Genomic DNA, 16,018 nt, shown 5'->3' with positions numbered 1-16,018 from the left:
CCCTTCCTTACGCCCCCACCGAGCGGTACACCTCGAGCGTCTGCCGGGCGACCGCGTCCCAGGAGAAGTGCTCGACCGCCCGCCGCCGCCCCGCCGCGCCGAACGCCGCGATCCGGTCCGGGTCGGCCAGCAGCTCGTTCATCCGCGCCGCCAGGTCGGCCACGAAGCGCTCCGGGTCCAGCGGGGTGCCCGAGCCGTCGCCGGCCTGCTCGATCGGCACCAGCAGCCCGGTCTCGCCGTCCGCGACCACCTCGGGGATGCCGCCGGTGGCGGTGGCCACCACGGCCGTCTCGCAGGCCATCGCCTCCAGGTTGACGATGCCCATCGGCTCGTAGACGGACGGGCAGACGAAGATCGTGGCGTGGGTGAGCACCTGGATCACCTCGTGCTTGGGCAGCATGGCCGCCACCCAGACCACCCCCGAGCGCGTCGCCCGCAGCTCGGCGGCCAGCTCCTCCACCTCGGCGCCGATCTCCGGCGTGTCCGGCGCGCCGGCCAGCAGCACCAGCTGCGTGTCGGCGGGCAGCTCCCGGGCCGCCCGCAGCAGGTACGGCAGGCCCTTCTGCCGGGTGATCCGCCCGACGTAGACCACGCTGGGCCTCCCCGGGTCGATGCCGAGCCGGTCGAGCACGTCCGTGCCGTGGTCCGGGGCGTACTGCGCGGTGTCGATGCCGTTGTAGACCACCCGCACCCGGTCCGGGTTCACCGCCGGGTACGCGGTGAGCACGTCCCGCCGCATCCCCGCGCTCACCGCGACGATCGCGTCGGCGGCCTCGAACGCGGTCCGCTCGCACCAGGACGACAGCGCGTACCCGCCGCCGAGCTGCTCGGCCTTCCACGGGCGCAGCGGCTCCAGGCTGTGCGCGGTCACCACGTGCGGCACCCCGTGCAGCAGCTTGGCGGTGTGCCCGGCCAGGTTGGCGTACCAGGTGTGGCTGTGCACCACGTCGGTGCCGGCGGCCCCGGCGGCCATCTCCAGGTCGACACCCATGACGCGCAGCGCCGCGTTCGCACCGGCCAGCGCGGCCGGCTCGGCGTACGCGGTGACGCCCGCCTCGTCCCGCGGCGCGCCGAAGCAGTGCACCCGCACGTCGGCGAGTCGGCGCAGCTCACGGGCCAGGTATTCCACGTGCACCCCGGCCCCGCCGTACACCTCCGGCGGGTATTCACGGGTGAGCAGGTCGACGCGCATCGGTGCCATGCCCGCACCCTAGTGCAGAGCGCCGGATCGCACCCGGTGCGCAAGTGTGGGCGTCCGAGTGGTGAAGTCGCGGCGGGGTGGATAGCGTCTGACCATGGCTGCCAAGGTGCTCGCGATCGTCCTGGCCGGCGGGGAGGGCAAGCGCCTGATGCCCCTGACCACCGACCGGGCGAAGCCGGCCGTCCCCTTCGGCGGGATGTACCGCATGGTCGACTTCGTCCTCTCCAACCTGGCGAACGCCGGCTTTCTCAAGATCGTCGTGCTGACCCAGTACAAGTCCCACTCGCTGGACCGTCACATCACCAAGACCTGGCGGATGTCGACGCTGCTCGGCAACTACGTCACCCCGGTGCCCGCCCAGCAGCGGCGCGGCCCGTGGTGGTTCGCCGGCTCGGCCGACGCCATCTACCAGAGTTTCAACCTGATCAACGACGAGCAGCCCGACCACGTGATCGTCTTCGGCGCCGACCACATCTACCGGATGGACCCCCGGCAGATGGTGGAGGACCACATCGCCTCCGGCGCCGGGGTGACAGTGGCCGGCATCCGCCAGCCGTTGTCGATGGCCGACCAGTTCGGCGTGATCGAGGTCGGCGAGGACGGCCGGCGGATCCGGGCGTTCCGCGAGAAGCCCACCGACGCGGTCGGGCTGCCCGACGCGCCGGACCAGATCTACGCCTCGATGGGCAACTACGTCTTCTCCACCCGGGCGCTCTGCGAGGCGGTCGAGCGCGACGCGGAGGACAAGACCAGCAAGCACGACATGGGCGGCAGCATCATCCCGATGCTGGTCGAGCGGGGCGAGGCCAACGTCTACGACTTCAAGGACAACGAGGTGCCGGGCAGCACCGACCGGGACCGCGGCTACTGGCGCGACGTCGGGACGCTCGACTCGTTCTACGACGCCCACATGGACCTGATCAACGTGCACCCGGTGTTCAACCTCTACAACTTCGACTGGCCGATCTACACCGAGCAGCCGCCGTACCCGCCGGCCAAGTTCGTGCACGCCTGGGGCGAGCGGGTCGGCCGGGCGGTCAGCTCGATGGTCTCGCCCGGCTCGGTGATCTCCGGCTCGCTGGTGGAGAACTCGATCGTGTCGCCGAAGGTGAAGGTCCACTCGTGGGCGCACGTGGACGGCGCCGTCCTGATGGAGGGTGTCGAGATCGGCCGGCACGCGGTCGTCCGCCGCGCGATCCTGGACAAGAACGTCTACGTTCCGGAAGGCGCCGAGATCGGCGTCGACCTGGAGAAGGACCGCCAGCGCTACACCGTGTCCGACAACGGCATCGTCGTCATCGGCAAGGGTCAGCGCGTCGAGCCCTGACCCGTCCCACCGGTCCCCGAGGAGGATCCCGTCGTGCCCCACCCCCGTGCCGGTAAGCCCGCCGAGCCCGCCGACCTGGTCGACGTGCCCCGGCTGGTCACCGCCTACTACGCCGAGCACCCCGACCCGAGCGACCCGGCGCAGCAGGTCTCCTTCGGCACGTCCGGGCACCGCGGGTCCAGCCTGCGCAACGCGTTCAACTCCGACCACATCCTCGCCGTGACCCAGGCGCTCTGCGACTACCGGCGGGAGCAGGGCCTCGACGGCCCGCTGTTCCTCGCCCGCGACACCCACGCGCTCTCCGCGCCCGCCGAGGCCGACGCGCTGGAGGTCCTCGCCGCCAACGAGGTCACCGTGCTGCGCGACAGCCGGGACGGCTACACGCCCACCCCGGCGCTGTCGCACGCCATCCTCACCCACAACCGGGGCCGCACCTCGGCCCTCGCCGACGGCATCGTCATCACCCCGTCGCACAACCCGCCGTCCGACGGCGGCTTCAAGTACAACCCCACCAACGGCGGCCCCGCCGACACCGACGTCACGAAGTGGATCCAGGACCGCGCGAACGCCATCCTCGCCGCCGGGCTCAAGGAGGTGAAGCGCATCCCGTACGCGCGGGCCCGCGCCGCCGACACCACCGGGGAGTACGACTTCCTCGCCCGCTACGTCGACGACCTGCCCGCCGCGCTGGACATCGACGCGATCCGGGACGCCGGGGTGCGCATCGGCGCCGACCCGATGGGCGGGGCGAGCGTCGCGTACTGGGGGGAGATCGCCGAGCGGCACCGCCTCGACCTCACCGTGATCAACCCGACCGTGGACCCCACCTGGCGGTTCATGACGTTGGACGGCGACGGCAAGATCCGGATGGACTGCTCGTCGCCGAACGCGATGGCCTCGCTGATCGCCGCCCGCGGCCGGTTCGCGGTCTCCACCGGCAACGACGCCGACGCCGACCGGCACGGCATCGTCACCCCGGACGGCGGGCTGATGAACCCCAACCACTACCTGGCGGTGGCGATCGGCCACCTGTTCCGTACCCGCGAGCAGTGGGGCCCGGCCGCGGCGGTGGGCAAGACGCTCGTCTCCTCCTCGATGATCGACCGGGTCGCGGCCGACCTGGGCCGGCCGCTGCTGGAGGTGCCGGTCGGCTTCAAGTGGTTCGTGCCCGGGCTGCTCGACGGCGCGGTCGGCTTCGGCGGCGAGGAGAGCGCCGGCGCGTCCTTCCTGCGCCGCGACGGCAGCACCTGGACCACCGACAAGGACGGCATCCTGCTCTGCCTGCTCGCCGCCGAGATCATCGCCACCACCGGGCGGACCCCGAGCGAGCACTGGGCCGACCTGGCCGACCGCTTCGGCGCCCCCGCGTACGCCCGGATCGACGCCCCGGCGGGCCGCGAGGAGAAGGCCGTCCTGGCCAAGCTCTCGCCGGAGCAGGTCACCGCCACCGAGCTGGCCGGCGAGCCGATCACCGCCGTCCTCACCACCGCGCCCGGCAACGGCGCCGCGATCGGCGGGCTGAAGGTGACCACCGAGTCGGGCTGGTTCGCCGCCCGGCCGTCGGGCACGGAGGACGTCTACAAGATCTACGCCGAGTCGTTCCAGGGCCCGGAGCACCTGGCCCGGATCCAGGAGGAGGCCAAGTCGCTGGTCGACGGCGTGCTCGGCGGCTGAGACGTCACCGGGGCGGGGGCAGCTCCCGGCGGTTGAGCTGCTCCCGCAACCCGTCCGGCAGCAGCTCGCGGAGCTGGTCGGGCAGCAGCGGCAGGTCCAGCAGGCTCAGTTTGAGCTGGTTACGCTCCTGATAGCGGCGCGGATCGAGGCGGACCACCCGACCGGCGTCCGGGACGTACCGGACGTGCACCGAACCCTCGGTCGCCGCCTCGCGGATCAGCAACCCGTCCATCTCCACCGCCACCGGCGCCGAGTCCGGCCGCAGCTCCAGGTGCACGCTCTCGTGCGGCGACAGCAGCACCGAGCGGGAGATCCCGGCCATCGGGGCCGACGGCGTCACCACCAGCGCCTCCGTCGCCGGCGAGATCAACGGCCCGCCGGCGGCGTAGCTGTACGCGGTCGAGCCGGTCGGCGTGCTCACCACCAGCGCGTCGCACCGGTAGTAGCCGTACCGCTGGCCGTCCACCGCCAGGGTGGCCGTGACGAAACCGGCGCCGGGCTGGCGGACCAGCGCGATGTCGTTGAACGCCACCACGTCGTCACCGCACACGTCGCAGGCCAGGCAGGCGTGCGACTCGATGGTGAAGTCGCGCGCGACCAGGCGTTCCAGCGCCCGGGGCAGGTCCGGCGGCTCCACCTCGACCAGGAAGCCCACCCGTCCCAGGTGCACCCCGAGCACCGGCTTCGGGTCGCGGACGGCCATCCGCAGCGCGCCCAGCATGGTGCCGTCGCCACCGATGCTGATCAGCGCGTCGCAGTGGTCGGCCAGGTCGCAGGCGGGCACCGCCTCCACCGAGGTCGGCACGCGGTGCCGGTCCTCGCAGCGGACGGCCAGGGTCTTGCCGTGCTGCGCCGCCCAGCGCGCGATCGTCCCCACCACCTCGGAGACGTCGCGGGTGGGGTGCAGCACCAGCCCGAACACATAGCCCGCCACCGGTACAGCTCACCACAGCGGCGCGTGGACCGTCGGGCTTACCGGACGGCACGACGCCGGGAAACGCCCCCCGAACAGGTGTTTTCCGTACCCAACCGTGGGCCAGGCTCGTTGGACGCGAGGTGGAGCGGGGGACGAGTGGAGAGTCGATGCATGTTGTGATCATGGCGGGCGGTGCGGGGGTTCGACTGCGTCCCTACACCTCCACGCTGCCGAAGCCACTCGTGCCGATCGGGGAGAGCTACGCGATCCTCGAGATCGTGCTGCGTCAGCTCGCCGACCGCGGCTTCAGCCACGTGACGCTGGCGATCAACCACCTCGGCGCGCTGATCCGGGCGTTCGTCGGCGACGGCTCCCGGTTCGGGCTGAACGTCGACTACGTCGAGGAGGACAAGCCGCTGTCGACCATCGGTCCGCTCTTCGGGATTCGGCACCGCCTGCCCGAGCACTTCCTGGTGATGAACGGCGACGTGCTCACCGATCTCGACTACGCCGACCTGCTGGCCACGCACGCCCGGTCGGGCGCGCCGCTGACGGTCGCCACCTACCGGCGCACCGTCAAGATCGACTTCGGGGTGCTGGAGCTGGCCGGCGACAAGATCACGTCGTTCGCCGAGAAGCCGGTCCTGCACTACCGGGTGAGCATGGGTGTCTACGGGCTCTCCCGGAGCACCATCGCCCACTACCCGGTGGGGCAGCCGTTCGGGTTCGACCAACTGGTGCTCGACCTGCTGGGCCGGGGGGAGCCGCCCGCCGGCTACGAGTTCGACGGCTACTGGCTCGACATCGGCCGCCCCGAGGACTACGACGAGGCCAACCGGTGCTTCGCCGACGTCCGGGACATGCTGCTGCCCGCCGGCGCGCCGACGCGGGCATGACCGGAGCACAGATGCCCGACCGCCGTTACCGGCCGGTGACGGGATCCCCGCACCCGGGCGGTGCGGCCGTGCCGGCCACGACGAGGCGGCAGCCGGCGGGCTCGGTCCCTGGTCGGACAACCGGCGTTGCCCGGAAGGAACGCGCGAGATGGTGATGATCGGCAGCCGTGGCCCGACGGCCGTGGGCGGGCCGGGCGGGCAGGAGCGGCCACGGCCCCAAGCCACCGTGGCCTCGGTCGTGGTGCGGGCCGTCGTCGTGGTGGCGCTTCTCAACTTCGACCTGTTTCCGCGGCTGGTCGGCCGCGGGCTCCTGATCACCGCGGTGGTCCTGGCGGTTCCGTTGCTCCTGCACGAGGTGCTCAGCCGGCCGTCCCGGGCGAGGGTGGTGCTGTTCTGGGTGTTGGCGACCTTCGGGATCCTGGCCCTGCCGCCGATCCTCGAGCCGCCTCAGACGGAGTACGGCCAGCAGAAGTTCGTCCTCCTGGTGACCCTGACGCTGTTCGCCGCGCTGGCGGTCGCGGTGCTGCGGGGGCGACGGGACGTCGACGCCTTCGCCGCGGTCTTCGTGGTGTCGGGTCTGGTGCTCGCGGTCGCCGCCCTGGTCGGTGATCCGGAGAACGGCCGGGCGACCGGGTTCGGTGCCAATCCGATCTGGGTCGCGCGGGCGATCGGTGGCGCCATCGTGGCGCTCACCTGGCTGTACCTGCAGAAACGTCTGTCCGTCTGGTGGGCCGCGGGCGCGGGGACGCTGCTCCTTCTCGGCCTGTTCGCGACCGGCTCCCGAGGGCCGCTGCTCGCGGCGGTGGTGGCCCTCTTCGTCCTCGTGCTCGCCGGGCTCCGGCTGAAGATCCGACGGACCCGACGCGAATGGGTCGGCCTGGCGCTGATGGGTGCTCTGGTGTTGACCGTGATCGCCCTGCCGTCGTTGCTGCCCCCGAGGGTGTACGCCTTCGTGGTCGACCCGAGCGAGGAGTTGCACGGCAGTGCGCGTGCTGCGATGCGCGACGTGACCCTACCGATGATCGCCGAGCACCCCGGCGGCGTCGGTTTCGGCAACTGGAGCTACTACGCCGACATGCCGGTGCACAACTACCCGCACAATCTGTGGCTCGAGCTACCGGCGGAGTCGGGTTGGTGGGTGGCCGGCGCCTTCGCCCTGGCCGTCGTGGTGGTGGCCGTCGGCCTCTGGCGGTCGAGCCGGCGGGACGCCGCGGCCGGGTTCGCCCTCGCCCTGGTGACGTTCTACGCGGTCGCGGTCTCGACGTCCGGCGACGTCAACGGCGACCGTCCCCTGTTCGCCGCGCTGGCCCTCGGAGTGCTCGTTCTGGCCGGAGCGACCCGGACGACCCCGTCCCGACGCGCCGGCGAGCAACCGGCCCGGCACTCGGCCACCGGTCGTGCCGACGCCTCGCGATTCCTCGTACCGACCTCGAGGGAGGCCGGGGCGCGTCCGCGGACCGGACCGTCGAAGGCCGCCGGGTGAGGTGGCGGACCTCCGCACGGCCGACGCTGTCGGCGGGCCGGCGCGGGGTCATCAGCGTCGCCGCCGGATCCGCGGGCGGGCAACTTCTCGCCCTGGCGGCTGCGCCGCTGCTGGCCCGGCTCTATCGCCCGGCTGACTTCGGCCACCTCACCGTCGTCACCGCGTTGGCGGTCACCGTCGGCACGGTGGCGGCGCTCCGGTTCGAGATGGCGATCCCGTTGGCCGAGCGGGATGGCGTCGCCCGCGCGCTGGTGACTCTCGGGCTCGTCGCGGTGTGCGCGACCGGGGGCCTGGGAGCGGTCCTGGTGCTGCTGGCGGGCGACGAGGTGGCCCGGTGGTTCGACCAGCCGGAGCTGGCGCCCTGGCTGTGGGTGGTCCCGCCCTCCGCCGCGGCGATGGGTGTGGTCCTCGTGCTCAACCAACTCGCCGTCCGGCATCGTCGGTACGGGGCGATCGGACGGCGCAACCTGTTCCAGTCAGCCGGGGTCGTGGTCACGCAGATCGTGGCCGGAGTGGCGGGTCTGCGTACCGGCGGACTGACACTCGGCTTCGGGTTCGGTCAGGTGGTGGCCGCCGTCGTCCTCCTCCGGGACGCCGGTCGGCGTGGCGCGGCGGCACCGGCGGACCACAGGCCGCGGCTGTTGGCGGTGGCCCGCCGGTATCGACGGTTTCCGCTTCTCATGGCTCCGTCCGGTCTGCTCAACATCCTCGGTACCCAGCTGCCCGTCCTGCTCATCGCGTTCTGGTACGGGAGCACCGTCGCCGGTTGGTTGGGGCTGACCCAGCGTGTGATCGCGATGCCCGCCGCCCTGGTGGCCTCTGCCGTCGCCCAGGTCTATCTGGCGGAGATCGCCCGGACCGCCCGCGAGGCACCCGCCGGGAGCCGGAGGGTCTTCGTGAGCGCGAGCCGGAAGCTGGCGCTGATCGCTGCCGTCAGCGCGCTCGCCGTCGTGGTCGGCGCGCCGATGGCGTTCTCCCTGATATTCGGGCCGCAGTGGCACAGCAGCGGCAGCTTCGCCCAGGCCATGGCCGTCTTCATGGCCGCTCAGTTCATCGCGTCCCCGCTCTCGCAGACGTTGGTCGTGTTCGAGCGTCAGGGGCTGCAACTCGCCTGGGACGTCGGTCGTCTGGTCGCGGTCGCGGGAACGGTTTCGTTGGTAGCGCTGCTCGGCGGCTCTCCGCTGACCGCGATCTGGGCGTTCGGCGTCGCCGGCGCCCTGGCGTACGGCGTCGGCTGGCTGATGTCGCTCCGGGTCGTGACGGTGGCCAGTCGGGCCGGGCGTGAGTCGCGTTCCGCGCCCCAGCTCGTGTCACAGGGTTGAGGTGTCTCGGCGCGGCAGCTTGACCTTCTTGCCATGTCTTCACCTGAGAAGGCTCGTTGATCCTTTGCACGACCAGAAAGGAGTGTGCCGAGATGCGGTGCTCTCACCATGACTTGTCGGAGTGCGGATCGTGACCGATACACACGCGGATTCCGGAACGACGCGGCGCCTGCTGATCGTGTCCTATCACTTTCCACCCGCGGAGACGGTCGGTGCCCGAAGGCCCGCGGCCCTGGCCGCCTTCGCTCACCAGCACGGTTGGGACGTGCGGGTGTTGACCGCCATCGGCGCGGACCAGGGTGGCGAACGGACCCCACTGCCCGAGGCGCAGGTGATCCGCGCTCTGCCCGCACCCCGGATTCCCCGACCCACCTCGACGGCGGCCGCACCGCCGGACGGCGGTTCCGCCGGACGCACGCCGCCACTGCGCCGGCTCCGGGCCGGAGTGAACCGCGCGCTCGTGCGGGCCGGTCTGGAGGTCCTCGTCCCCGACGCGCAGGTCAACTGGATCCGTCCGGCCGTGCGCGCGTTCCGTCAGGCCGCGGACGGGTGGCGGCCCGACGTCGTGCTGGTGTCGGGGCCGCCGTTCTCCGGCTTCCTGGTCGCGGCGTCGATCGCCCGGCGGTTGCGCGTGCCCTGGGTCGCCGACTACCGGGACCTCTGGTCCGTCGGGAACGAGTACTGGGTGCGGTCGGCGCCGCGCCGGGCGGTCGACGAGCGCCTGGAGCGACGCGTCCTGCGGTCGGTGACGACCTGCGTGACCGTGTCGGAGCCGCTGGCGGAGACGGTCCGGCGGACGTTCGGCGTGGACACCCGCGTGGTGATGAACGGCATCGACCGCAGGCCCGTGCCGGCGGAGTCCGCCCACGCCGGGGCGCTCGGTGACAGTCGGGGGCGCGCCACGTTGACGCTGGCGCACACCGGATACGTCTACCCGGGACGCCGTGACCCCGGTCCGCTGCTCGACGCGATCGCCCTGCTCGGGCCGGATGCCGCCCGGGTGCACGTGGTCTTCGCCGGGGTGGATCACGGGATCGTCCGCGCCGCCGTCGAGCGCGCCGGGGTGGCCGACTCGGTCACCCTCCTCGGGCAGGTCTCGCAGGAGAAGTCCTGGCGCGTCCAGGCGGACGCCGACGCGCTCGTCCTGCTCATGTGGAACGACCCCCGCGACGCAGGCACCGTCACCGGCAAGATCTTCGACTACCTCCAGGCCCGGCGTCCCATCCTGCTGCTCGGGTACGAGGGCGGGGTGGCGGCGAAGCTGCTGCGTGACCGGGGTGCCGGGGTCGTGCACAACGAACCGGCCATGATCGCGGCCCAGCTGCGGGAGTGGCTCGACGTCAAGGAGCGGACGGGCCGGTTGCCGGTCGTGCCGGCCACCGCGACCGACGGCCTGTTCCGCGAGGACCAGCTCGGCCCCTACCTGCAGATCCTCCGGGAGGCCGCGGACGGGAAGGCCCGCCGCCGGCAGCCCGTCTGATCCGCTGCGGCGCGAACGCTCCCCGCACCGCCACGGTGCGGGGAGCGTTCCTCTCGTCTTCCGGCGTCGTCGCGTCCGGGCGACCGTGGGCGGCGCGTTCGGGTCGCGCCCGGACGGTCAGCTCCGCGGGGCGCTCGGCAGGTTGTGTGCCGCCGGACCGACGGACCGGCCGGCGACCGCGAGCCAGGCCCGCCGTTCCGCGTCCAGGTCGACCGTCCGGGCCCGCGCGGTGGCCGAGGCGCCGGTGCCGACGAGCACCGCCCGGGCGGTGCGCAGGAGGATCCGCAGGTCCAGCCCGAGTGACCGCTCCCGGACGTAGCGGACGTCCAGCTCGAGCCGCTCATCCCAGGTCAGGCCGTTGCGCCCGCTGATCTGCACCAGACCGGTGAGGCCCGGACGGACCAGGAACCGCTGCCGTTCGCGCTCGGTGTACCAGGGGTCGTACTGGCGCACCAGGGGACGGGGGCCGACCAGGCTCAGGTCGCCGCGCAGCACGTTCCACAGCTGCGGCAGCTCGTCGATGCTGAGCCGTCGCAACAGCCGGCCCGTCGGTGGGCAGCGGACCGCGTCGGGCAGCAGCTCGCCGTCCGCGTCCCGGTCGTCGGTCATCGTGCGCAGCTTGTAGATCCGGAACGGTCGCCCGTGCCGCCCGGTGCGTTCCTGCACGAACAGGACCGGTGCGCCGATCCGGAGCAGCACCGCCAGCATGGCGGCCGCCAGGAGCGGCGCGGTCAGGACGAGCGCCAGGACGGCGACGGTCAGGTCGACGGCGCGCTTGGCCGCCTCGTCGCCGCGCGGACCGAGCAGGCGGGTGCGGCCCATGGCGCTCATCGTGTGACCCCCGTGCGTGTGGGCTCGCCGACCCGACCGCGTCGGGTGGCGGCGGCTCGCTCCAGGATGGAGACCACCTCACGGGCGGCCGGACGATGATCGAAGTGCCGGACGGCGAGTTCCCGGGCCCGGATGCCGCGGGACGCCAGCGTGCCGGCGCGGAACTCCGCGTACGCGGCGCTCAGGGCGGCGGCCAGCGCGGACGGGTCGTCGCGTGGCACCACCCAGCCCGAGTCTGCGGTCACCGTCTCCGGCAGTCCGCCCGCGTCGCTGACCACGCTCGGTACCGCCATCGCGCTCGCCTCCACCGAGGCGCCGTGTCCCTCCGACAGGGACGGACTGACGCTGAGGTCGGCCGCCTGGTAGTGCAGGCGGACGTCGTCGACGGAGTCGAACCAGGTGACGGTGGGGTCGTCGGCGACGCCGTACCGGTCGATCAGGTCTCGGCGCAGGCGCTGCGCCTCGTCGCCGAGGCCGCCCCCGACGAGCATGAGGTGGGCCTGGGGCGCGGCGGTCCGGAAGCGGCGCCAGGCCTCCAGCAGGACGTCGTGTCCCTTGATCGGTCGGCCGCGCGCCACCAGTCGCTTCACCGGATAGACGTAGGCGACCATGAGGACGAGCAGCACGTCCTCGGCGACGCCGAGGTCGGCCCGCGCCTTGGCGCGCTGCTCACGCCGCGCCCGCTCGACCGCCCGGGCGTTCACCACCGGTTCGTGGTCCTCGCCGGGCACCGGGCTGAGGCGGGAGGTGTCGATGCCGCAGGTGACCACGGGGCGGCGGGGCGTCGGTACGCCGAGGGCCGCGTAGCACCGCGAGGTGTAGGCGGTGCCGCAGACGATGACGTCGTCCAGCCGCCAGAGCCGGCGCTCGACCCGGCGGATCAGCGGGGACTCCAGGAACAGCGGGCCGACCACGGTGTGCACCCGGGTCAGCGGCAGGCCCAGACTGGCGAGTCGACCCGCCAGGGTGGCCGCGTACAGGTGGTAGTTGAGGACGTCCGGTCGCAGCCGACGGAGCAGTCGGCGCAGCTGCCACAGGCCGCGCAGGGTGGTGAGGTCGGGGCGGAACCGGAACGAGAACGGTGAGTCGACGGTCCGGATGCCGTGCTCGGCGAGGCGCCGGGTGAGCTTGCCGTCGCCGGGCGGGAGCACGACCACGACCTCGTGACCCCGCTCCGCCATGGCGCGGGCCGGCTGGACGATCCAGATCCCGCCCTCGTTCGTTTTGACCAGTATGACGATCCGCAGGGCAGGCGCGTCCTGCCTCGGGGAGGGCGGGTCGGCGTCAGGTCTGCTCACGTCACGGGCCTCCAGCCAGTCGATAAAACGGCCGATAACCGTTGTATCAGCATGTGTGGCGGCTATTCGGGATTTCCGGACTTTAACGGCCGGTCGACCCACGGGGGAGGAGACCGGACGGTCGTGACCGGGGAGGCGCGCGGCTATTTCGGCGAAAAACGCGCAACCGGACCATCTCGGCGGCGTTGACCTGGCGTACCGACTGTCGTCCGGCCACTCGACCGGACCGCTGTGAGCCGACCCGAGGGAGGCGCCCGTGGGCGAGTCGAACCGCGCCCCGATACTCCGCACGCCGTTGCCCCGCACGCCGCGGGTGCCGGCATGAGTACGGTCCTGCTGTTCGGAGCCAACGGATTCCTGGGTCGACACGTGCGGGCCGCGCTGGCGCCGCACGCGTCCCTCGTCTGTCCGGGCCGCGCCGACTGCGATCTGCTGACCACCGGAGTCGCGCCGCTCACCGACCTGGTCCGGGACGTGCGCCCGACCGTGGTGGTCAACTGCACCGGTCGTCTCGACGGCAGCGCGGAGCAGCTGCTCCAGGCGCACACCCTGGTCACGGCCCGGCTCGTCGACGCGGTGGCCCACGCCGCCCCCGGCGCCCGGCTGGTGCGACTCGGCTCCGCCGGCGAGTACGGGCAGGTGCCGGTCGGCCGGTCGGTGTCCGAGTCCGACCCGGCCCGACCGCTCGGCGCGTACGGACTCAGTCACCTCACCGCCACCCGGCTCATGGAGCTGGCGACCGACCGGCTCGATGCCGTGGTGCTGCGGGTGTTCAACCCGGTCGGCCCCGGCCTGCCGGCCACGGGTGTGCTCGGACGGGTGGCGCGGCTGCTCGCGGACGCGAGGCGGTCCGGAGCCCACCGGATCGAGGTGGGCCCGCTCGACGCGTACCGGGACTTCGTGGACGTGCGGGACGTCGCTCTCGCGGTCCGGGCCGCCGTGCTCGCCCCGACGCTGCCCCGGGTCGTCTACAACATCGGCAGCGGCGTCGCCGTGCCGGTCCGGGAGGTGGTGCACGCCCTCGCCGCCGAGGCGGGCTTCGCCGGCACGGTGTCGGAGACGTCACCTGCTACCGGCGCCGAGCGTTCGGCGGGCGTGCCCTGGATCCGGGCCGACGTCACCGCGGCCCGGCAGGACCTGGGCTGGTCGCCGCTGCTCGACCTCGCTGAGACCGTCCGTGGCGTCTGGACCGAGGCGTCGGACGACCTTTCTCTGACCTCCTCGAAGGGATGATCGTGTACCACAGAATCGGAATCGTCGGGCTTGGCTACGTCGGTGTGACGCTCGCCGCCGCGTTGGCGGACAAGGGTTACCGGGTGCACGGGGTGGACGCCCAGCCCCGGGTCCGGCAGGCGTTGCGCGCGGGGCGTCCGCATCTGTACGAGCCCGGCGTGGAGGAGGTGTTCGCCCGGCACGTGGGGCGGACCCTGCTGGTGGACGAGCACCTCCCGGCCGAGGTGGACGCCGTCGTGCTCTGTGTCTCCACCCCGGTCGACGAGGACACCCACGAGCCCCGGCTGGAGAACCTGGCCGAGGCGGCGGCGTACGTCGCACGGACCTGCCGGCCCGGCACCCTGGTCGTGGTGCGGAGCACCGTGCCGGTGGGCACCACCAGGCGGGTCGTGCTGCCCGTGCTGACCGAGGCGTGGGGTGCCGACGTCCGGCTGGTCATGGCGCCGGAGCGGACCATCCAGGGTCAGGCGTTGCGGGAACTGGTCGAGCTGCCGCAGGTGGTCGGTGGGCTGGACGACGCCAGCGCCGAGGCGGGACAGGCGTTCCTCGGCGGGCTCGTCCGCCAGCTCGTGCCGGTGTCCAGCCTCGAGGCGGCGGAGCTGGTGAAGCTCGCCAACAACTGCCACACGGATCTGATCTACTCGTTCGGCAACGAACTGGCGCTGATCGCCGGACGACACGGCCTCGATCCGCTGGAGGTGATCGCCGCCGCCAACGCCGACTACCCCCGACCCGACCTGGCCCGGCCGGGTTACGTCGGCGGCGGATGCCTGTCCAAGGACCCGTACCTGATGATCGCGAGCGCGCAGGCGGAGCCGCCGTTCCTGGTCGGCCCCGCGCGCCGGCTCAACGAGCACCTGCCGGCGCACGTCGCCGGCGAGGTCGTCGAGCTGGTCCGGCAGGCCCACGGCTCCACCCGGGACGTCAAGCTCGCCGTGCTGGGCTGGGCCTACAAGGGCTGGCCGCCCACCGACGACATGCGGGGCGCCCCGGTCGTCGCGATGCTCGGGACCTTCCGAGCGGCCGGAATGACCGTCCTCGGCCACGATCCGATGGTGGCGGCCGAGGTGATCCGCGATCTGGGCGCCGAGCCGATCAGCCTGGACAAGGCGTTCGCGGACGCGGACGCGGTGCTGGTCCTGACCGACCACCCGGACTACCGGGCCCTTCCGGTGGGGTCACTGCTCGCCGGCACGCCGGTGCGGCTGGTCTTCGACTCGTGGCGGATCCTCGACGAGGCGGCCGTCCGGACGGCCGGCGTCCGCTACGCCGGGATCGGCTACCGGGCGCCCGACTCGCCCGCCCGGCTGGAGCGGGAGGTGTCCGCCTGATGCGCGCACTGATTCTGGGCGGCGCCGGCTTCATCGGTCTGCACCTGGCGGAACGCCTGGTCGAGGACGGCCACCGCGTGGTCCTGGTCGACGACTTCTCCCGGGGCCGCGCCGACGAGCGGCTGTCCGCACTCGGCCGGAACCCGTCGGTCGAGGTCCGCTCGGCGGATCTGACCACCGAGTCGGCCTGGAAGACGCTGCCCCGGGACGTGGACCAGGTCTACCTGCTCGCCGCGGTGGTCGGGGTCCGCAACGTCGAGGCCGATCCCACCCGGGTGCTCCGGGTCAACACCCTGACCGCGCTTCACCTGGTCGACTGGGTGCGCCCCGGACACCAGATCTTCTTCAGTTCCACCAGCGAGGTGTACGCGGGCGGGGTGGACGCCGGCGTGGTCCCGGTTCCCACCGCCGAGGACGTGCCGCTGATGATCGCCGACGTGAAGTCACCCCGGTTGGCCTACGCGGTCAGCAAGCTCACCGGGGAGGCGTTGGTGCTGCACGGCGCCCGCGCCCGGGGCGCGACCGCCGTGGTCGGTCGATTCCACAACGTGTACGGGCCGCGGATGGGAAGCGACCACGTCATCCCCGAGATGGCCCTGCGGGCGCTCTCCGGCGAGGACCCCTTCCGGGTCTGGGGCGCCGACCAGTACCGCGCGTTCTGCCACGTGGACGACGCCGTCGAGGCGGTCGTCCGACTGATGGCGACCCCGGCGGCCGACGGCGAGATCGTGCATCTCGGCAACGACCGGGAGGAGACCAACATCGCCGACCTGGCCCGGCTCGTCCTCTCCATGGCCGACAGCACGGCGTCGATCCAGGTGCTGCCCGCGCCCGCGCGTTCCGTGCACCGGCGTCGGCCCGACCTCGGCAAACTGCGTCGACTCACCGGCTACGAACCCGCGGTGCCGCTCGTCGAGGGCGTCCGGCGGACCTTCGAGTGGTACCGGGACCAGCCGGCCACGACCGGCGCCGGCTCACCCCGCGCGGCCGCTCCGGCGAGCCGCTGACCGGCGACGCCCGGTTCAG

13 protein-coding genes are annotated in these 16,018 nt (G+C 72.7%); 9 read left to right on the top strand and 4 right to left on the bottom strand.

The annotated features are described in order from the left end of the window. Window positions 1–7: 7 nt before the first annotated feature. Complete coding sequence (gene glgA / locus GA0070622_RS23045; RefSeq protein WP_091578538.1) at window positions 8–1,201, bottom strand: glycogen synthase; 1,194 nt, start codon at window positions 1,199–1,201, stop codon at window positions 8–10. Window positions 1,202–1,295: 94 nt separating this feature from the next. Here glgA and glgC point away from each other — a divergent pair, with 94 nt between their 5' ends. Beyond that, on the top strand, window positions 1,296–2,528 hold the full coding sequence (glgC, locus tag GA0070622_RS23040; RefSeq protein WP_091578535.1) for a glucose-1-phosphate adenylyltransferase: 1,233 nt from the start codon (window positions 1,296–1,298) through the stop codon (window positions 2,526–2,528). A gap of 33 nt (window positions 2,529–2,561) precedes the next feature. Continuing rightward, window positions 2,562–4,202: a phosphoglucomutase (alpha-D-glucose-1,6-bisphosphate-dependent) gene (pgm, locus tag GA0070622_RS23035; protein ID WP_091578533.1), complete on the top strand. Its 1,641-nt coding sequence runs from the start codon at window positions 2,562–2,564 to the stop codon at window positions 4,200–4,202. Between the two features lie 4 nt (window positions 4,203–4,206). On the opposite strand, the gene GA0070622_RS23030 is transcribed toward pgm, so the two are convergent. Next, a complete protein-coding gene (locus GA0070622_RS23030; RefSeq protein WP_091578530.1) occupies window positions 4,207–5,136 on the bottom strand; it encodes an NAD(+)/NADH kinase in 930 nt (309 codons plus the stop codon). 149 nt (window positions 5,137–5,285) lie between these two features. Between GA0070622_RS23030 and GA0070622_RS23025 the strand changes: the two genes are divergently transcribed. The 4 genes from GA0070622_RS23025 to GA0070622_RS23010 all read left to right on the top strand — a co-directional run bounded on the left by GA0070622_RS23025 (window position 5,286) and on the right by GA0070622_RS23010 (window position 10,299). Next, window positions 5,286–6,014, top strand: coding sequence for a sugar phosphate nucleotidyltransferase (locus GA0070622_RS23025; RefSeq protein WP_091578527.1), 729 nt, complete (start codon window positions 5,286–5,288; stop codon window positions 6,012–6,014). Window positions 6,015–6,162: 148 nt separating this feature from the next. Continuing rightward, a complete protein-coding gene (locus tag GA0070622_RS23020) occupies window positions 6,163–7,497 on the top strand; it encodes an O-antigen ligase family protein (RefSeq protein ID WP_091578524.1) in 1,335 nt (444 codons plus the stop codon). Further along, on the top strand, window positions 7,494–8,819 hold the full coding sequence (locus tag GA0070622_RS23015) for a lipopolysaccharide biosynthesis protein (RefSeq protein WP_176710564.1): 1,326 nt from the start codon (window positions 7,494–7,496) through the stop codon (window positions 8,817–8,819). Before GA0070622_RS23020 ends, GA0070622_RS23015 begins: the two co-directional genes overlap by 4 nt. A 121-nt stretch (window positions 8,820–8,940) precedes the next feature. Continuing rightward, window positions 8,941–10,299 (top strand): glycosyltransferase, encoded by a 1,359-nt coding sequence (locus tag GA0070622_RS23010; RefSeq protein ID WP_091578518.1) that lies wholly within the window; start codon window positions 8,941–8,943, stop codon window positions 10,297–10,299. A gap of 117 nt (window positions 10,300–10,416) precedes the next feature. Here GA0070622_RS23010 and GA0070622_RS23005 read toward each other — a convergent pair whose 3' ends face one another. Further along, window positions 10,417–11,121, bottom strand: a complete 705-nt coding sequence (locus GA0070622_RS23005; protein WP_091578515.1) for a sugar transferase — start codon at window positions 11,119–11,121, stop codon at window positions 10,417–10,419. A 5-nt stretch (window positions 11,122–11,126) separates the two neighbouring features. Next, the gene (locus GA0070622_RS23000) at window positions 11,127–12,428 is read right to left on the bottom strand and encodes a glycosyltransferase (protein WP_245666755.1); all 1,302 of its coding nucleotides are present in this window, start codon (window positions 12,426–12,428) and stop codon (window positions 11,127–11,129) included. A 321-nt stretch (window positions 12,429–12,749) separates the two neighbouring features. On the opposite strand from GA0070622_RS23000, the gene GA0070622_RS22995 reads away from it, so the two are divergent. From GA0070622_RS22995 to GA0070622_RS22985, 3 genes are read left to right on the top strand one after another with little or no spacing between them, the layout of a single operon-like run. Further along, window positions 12,750–13,661: an NAD-dependent epimerase/dehydratase family protein gene (locus GA0070622_RS22995; RefSeq protein WP_091578512.1), complete on the top strand. Its 912-nt coding sequence runs from the start codon at window positions 12,750–12,752 to the stop codon at window positions 13,659–13,661. A gap of 2 nt (window positions 13,662–13,663) precedes the next feature. Beyond that, on the top strand, window positions 13,664–14,992 hold the full coding sequence (locus tag GA0070622_RS22990; protein WP_245666753.1) for a nucleotide sugar dehydrogenase: 1,329 nt from the start codon (window positions 13,664–13,666) through the stop codon (window positions 14,990–14,992). Further along, the gene (locus GA0070622_RS22985) at window positions 14,992–15,999 is read left to right on the top strand and encodes an NAD-dependent epimerase/dehydratase family protein (RefSeq protein WP_091578507.1); all 1,008 of its coding nucleotides are present in this window, start codon (window positions 14,992–14,994) and stop codon (window positions 15,997–15,999) included. Before GA0070622_RS22990 ends, GA0070622_RS22985 begins: the two co-directional genes overlap by 1 nt. Window positions 16,000–16,018: the final 19 nt, after the last annotated feature.

This window comes from Micromonospora sediminicola, assembly GCF_900089585.1.
Classification (GTDB): Bacteria; Actinomycetota; Actinomycetes; order Mycobacteriales; family Micromonosporaceae; genus Micromonospora; species Micromonospora sediminicola.
Note: the sequence above shows the minus strand (reverse complement) of the source record. Positions and strands in the feature narration are given on the sequence as shown.

Coding starts and splice junctions, on each gene's coding strand:
- GA0070622_RS22985 (WP_091578507.1), top strand. CDS start 14,992: ATGCGCGCACTGATTCTGGGCGGCGCCGGCTTCATCGGTCTGCACCTG.
- GA0070622_RS23005 (WP_091578515.1), bottom strand. CDS start 11,121: ATGGGCCGCACCCGCCTGCTCGGTCCGCGCGGCGACGAGGCGGCCAAG.
- GA0070622_RS22995 (WP_091578512.1), top strand. CDS start 12,750: ATGAGTACGGTCCTGCTGTTCGGAGCCAACGGATTCCTGGGTCGACAC.
- GA0070622_RS23020 (WP_091578524.1), top strand. CDS start 6,163: ATGGTGATGATCGGCAGCCGTGGCCCGACGGCCGTGGGCGGGCCGGGC.
- glgC (WP_091578535.1), top strand. CDS start 1,296: ATGGCTGCCAAGGTGCTCGCGATCGTCCTGGCCGGCGGGGAGGGCAAG.
- GA0070622_RS23025 (WP_091578527.1), top strand. CDS start 5,286: ATGCATGTTGTGATCATGGCGGGCGGTGCGGGGGTTCGACTGCGTCCC.
- glgA (WP_091578538.1), bottom strand. CDS start 1,201: ATGGCACCGATGCGCGTCGACCTGCTCACCCGTGAATACCCGCCGGAG.